This is a genomic window from Streptomyces nanshensis, assembly GCF_001751255.1.
Taxonomy (GTDB): Bacteria; Actinomycetota; Actinomycetes; order Streptomycetales; family Streptomycetaceae; genus Streptomyces; species Streptomyces nanshensis_A.
In genome coordinates, this window is record NZ_LJGW01000639.1 from 1 (window position 1) to 3,924 (window position 3,924).

The following is a 3,924-nucleotide window of genomic DNA, read 5'->3' on the forward strand; positions in this document are numbered from 1 at the left end:
CCCCGCTCGGCCGCGCTCCCGGCCGTCGCGCCCGCCGTCGTCGCGCCCGCCCCCGCTTCGGCCGCCGCCTGCCCCTCCGTCCGTTCCGGCTCCGGCGCCATCATGCGCTCCTCACCTTGAGCCCCTTGGCCTGCAAGTCGTCGACGACGCGGCCCTGTACGTCGCGCAGCGCGCCGGTGAGGCTGCCCTGCCCGGCGGTCGCGCGTCCGAAGGCGTCCTTGATGTGCTCGAAGGACTGGATCGTGGTCGGCGCCCACTTCCACGAGGTGTCCACATGCCGGTCGGCGTCCTGGAACACCTCGTTGTAGCGCTGCCCGCCGAAGAACGGGTCGGGCTTGCCCAGCGCCGTCTCGTCCAGATCGACGCGGGCGGCCGGCCAGCCGTAACCGGCCTGGATCAGCAGATCGATGCTCTCGGGGTCGGTGTTGAGCCAGTGCGCGAACTCGACGGCCTCGGCCGGGTGACGCGTGCCCTGGAGGACCGCGGTGGACGAGCCGCCCCAGTTCGCGGAGTCCCGCTGCCCCCTCTCCCACTGCGGCAGCGGCGCGACCCGCCAATTGCCCTTCGTACCGGGGGCGTTGCCGCGCAGCAGCGCGTCACCCCACTGCGCCGCGGGCCAGCTCACCAGTCGTCCGGACTGCACGGCCTTGTACCACGCGCTCTGGGTGTCCGGCATGACGCTCAGCAGCCCGTCCCGCAGCAACCCGTCCCAGAAGTCGGCCACTTCGAGCGACGCCGGGCTGTCGATGTCGACGATCCAGGTGTCGCCCTCGGAACGGATCCAGCGCGCCCCGCGCTGCCACGGGAACGCGGCGTACCACATCGCGTTGTTGGGCGGGAACGCACAGATGCGGGCGCCGCCGCCGCGCTTCTTGACCGTGCGCGCCGCGGTGCGGAACTCGTCCCAGGTGCGCGGCACTTCGATGTCCCAGCGCTCGAAGAGGTCCTTGCGGTAGTAGTACGCCATCGGGCCGGAGCCCTGCGGGATCGCGTGCACCCGTCCGCCGAAGACGCCCTGGTCCCACTGCCAGCCGACGTACGCGCTCTTGAGCTTGTCGGCGCCGTGCTCGCTGAGGTCCGTCAGACCGTTGACGAGCATGAACTCCGGCAGCGCGTAGTACTCGACCTGCGCCAGGTCCGGCGGGCTGCCCGCCTTCAGCGCGGAGTGCATCTTCTGGTAGCCGCCCTGGGTGTTGGCGGGCACGATCTGCACCGTGACATGGATGCCGGGATGCTTCCTGTTCCACAGGGCCACGGCCTTCTGGAGCGGCACCCACGTCCAGAAGACCAGCTCGACCCGCTGTCCGTCCCGGCGCGGTGCCTGCCGGGTGAGCCGGGCCGCGCCGGCCGACTCGCCGCATCCCGCGAGCGCCGGGGCCGCCGCGGCGGCAGCGGTAGCGGCGCCCCAGGAGAGGACCTTCCTTCTGGCCGGCATCCGGCCTCCCTGTCAGACCTGTCGGGCCTCTCGGCGCTTGCGTACGGGGGGAGTTGGGGCTTAACCGGGATCTGAACGCGGCGTACGGAGGACGGACCGTGGGTGGAGGACCGGGGCCGGGCGGGCGTGCGCCTCTCAGCGCGGGCGCTCCATGACCGCGACTCCGCGCGGCGGCAGCGTCACCGAGGTGACCGCGTCCGGTGCGGGCTCGCCGCCCAGCCGGTCGTGCATCGGCTCGGGCAGTTCGACCACCGCGCTCTCACCGCCGTGGTTGAGGAGGAAGAGGCAGCGGTGCCGGTCGTCCTCGCGGACGGTGGCCTGGACGTGCGGAGGCAGCCCCGGCAGCACGGGCCGTACCCCCGCCGCTTCCCGTACGTGGTCCAACAGGCCCCGCATGGCGCCCTGTTCGAGCCGGGTCGCCGCATACCAGACCGTCCCGGCGCCGTACGTACGCCGGGTGACGGCGGGACGCCCGGACAGGTCGCCGTCGCCGCCGAAGACCGCGACGGCCTCCGCGCCCTCCAACTCCACGGCCTCGGACCACAGATCGGCCCGCGCACCGGACTCCCCGAAGACGTCCGGGGGCAGCGCCGCCCCCGGCACGCCCTCGACCGGCACGCTCGCGCCCTCCTCCAGCGGCCAGAACTCCTCGATGCGCAGCCCGAGCAACTCCCGTAGCGGCGCCGGGTATCCGCCGGGATGGACGCGGTCCCGCTCGTCGACGATGCCGGTGAAGAACGACACGAAGAGATGTCCGCCGCCCTCCACGTACTCCCGCAGCCGCCGTGCGTCCGTCTCGCGCAGCAGATACAGATTGGGGACGACGACGAGCCCGTAGCCGGAGAGGTCCGACGAGGGCGGTACGACGTCGCACGCCACGCCCGCCTCGAACAGCGGTCTGTGATGAGCCCTGTTGATCAGCGTCTGGTCGAGCGCGGTCGAAGGGTGCGAGTCCAGCTCCAGCGCCCACCAGCTCTGCCAGTCCGTCACCAGCGCCGCGTCCGCGTGCGAACGGGTACCGGCGATCTCCGGTACGGACGCCAACTCCCGTCCCAGCGCGCTCACTTCGCGGAAGATCCGGGTGCCGGTGCCGCCGTGCGGAACCATCGCCGAGTGGAACTTCTCGGCGCCGCCGAGCGATTGGCGCCACTGGAAGTACATGAGGGCGTCGGCTCCCTGCGCGACGGCCTGCCAGCTCCACAGCCGCATCGTGCCGGGCGGCTTCGGGCCGTTGCGCGGACGCCAGTTGACCGCGCTGGGCGCCTGCTCCAGCAGCAGCCACGGCTGGCCGCCGCGCGCCGAGCGCATGAGGTCGAAGTTGTACGCGGCGCCGAGATGGGTCTCCGGGTCGTAGGGGTCCTGGTAGAAGTCCAGTGCCATCACGTCCTGATGGCGTGCCCACGCGAACGCGTCGACCGGCTTGTGGTGCGGCATCAGGTTCGTCGTCACCCGTACATGCGGCGTGAGGCGGCGCAGCACCTCCAGCTCGGCGAGATAGCACTGCCGCAGCGCGTCGTCGCTGAAGCGCCAATAGTCGAGCTGCTGCGAGGGGTTGGCGAAGGTGGGCGCCAGACGCGGCGGCAGCACCTCCTCGAAGGAGTCGTAGCGCTGCGACCAGAAGGCCGTGGACCAGGCGTCGTTGAGCGCGTCGACCGTGTCGTACCGCGCGCTCAGCCAGCGGCGGAAGTCCGCGGCGGACACGTCGCAGTAGCACTGCCGGACATGGCAGCCGTACTCGTTGCCGACGTGCCACACCTCCAGTGCCGGGTGCTGTGCGTAGCGCGTGGCGACCTGCTCGACGAGCCGGGTCGCGTACTCGCGGTAGACGGGGCTGGAGGGGCAGTAGTGCTGACGGCTGCCGGGCCACTTGCGGCGTCCGTCCTCCGTCTCGGGAAGCACCTCCGGGTGCAGCCGCGTCAGCCACGGCGGCGGCGAGGCCGTCATCGTCGCGAGGCAGACCCGCAGACCGGCCTGCGCGAGGTTGTCCATGACGCGGTCGAACCAGCCGAACTCCCATTCACCGGGCCGCGGTTCGACCTTCGCCCAGGCGAAGACGCCGACCGTCACCATGGTCACGCCGGCCTCCTTCATCAGCCGGGTGTCCTCGGCCCACACCTCCTCGGGCCACTGCTCGGGGTAGTAGTCGCCGCCGAAGTGGAGCCGCTTGTCTGACGTCGTCATGCTGCCGAACACCTTCGCCTCGCCGGTCGGTTGATCGTCGTCGTGCCGCACGCCTGACCATGGTCAATCCATTAATTATGAATTAACGTAAGTGCGGCCAGGGTGGGGGTCAACCCTCGCGGAGCCGGTCCGTACGAAGGCGAGGAGCAGCCCGATGACAGGGTCAGGGGAGGGGGCGGAGCCCCCGGCGGAGGACGGTGCGCGGCGGGACGCCCGACCCGGCGAGTCGTTTGACGGGTCGCCCGAAGCGCCGCCCGACGCGTCGCCCGGTGCCTCGGCAGGCGCGGGCGGCCCGCTCGGTGCGCAGG

The 3,924-nt window shown here is 71.7% G+C and carries 2 protein-coding genes; both read right to left on the bottom strand.

Going from position 1 to position 3,924, the window contains the following annotated elements; all coding sequences use genetic code 11:
- Positions 1-100: 100 nt before the first annotated feature.
- Positions 101-1,435 (bottom strand): ABC transporter substrate-binding protein, encoded by a 1,335-nt coding sequence (locus AN218_RS30655; protein WP_070020303.1) that lies wholly within the window; start codon positions 1,433-1,435, stop codon positions 101-103.
- Positions 1,436-1,570: 135 nt separating this feature from the next.
- A complete protein-coding gene (locus AN218_RS30660) occupies positions 1,571-3,616 on the bottom strand; it encodes a beta-galactosidase (RefSeq protein WP_070020304.1) in 2,046 nt (681 codons plus the stop codon).
- Positions 3,617-3,924: the final 308 nt, after the last annotated feature.

Excerpts from the sequence above, each read along its gene's own strand:
- AN218_RS30655 (WP_070020303.1), bottom strand. The coding sequence starts at position 1,435 with ATGCCGGCCAGAAGGAAGGTCCTCTCCTGGGGCGCCGCTACCGCTGCC.
- AN218_RS30660 (WP_070020304.1), bottom strand. The coding sequence starts at position 3,616 with ATGACGACGTCAGACAAGCGGCTCCACTTCGGCGGCGACTACTACCCC.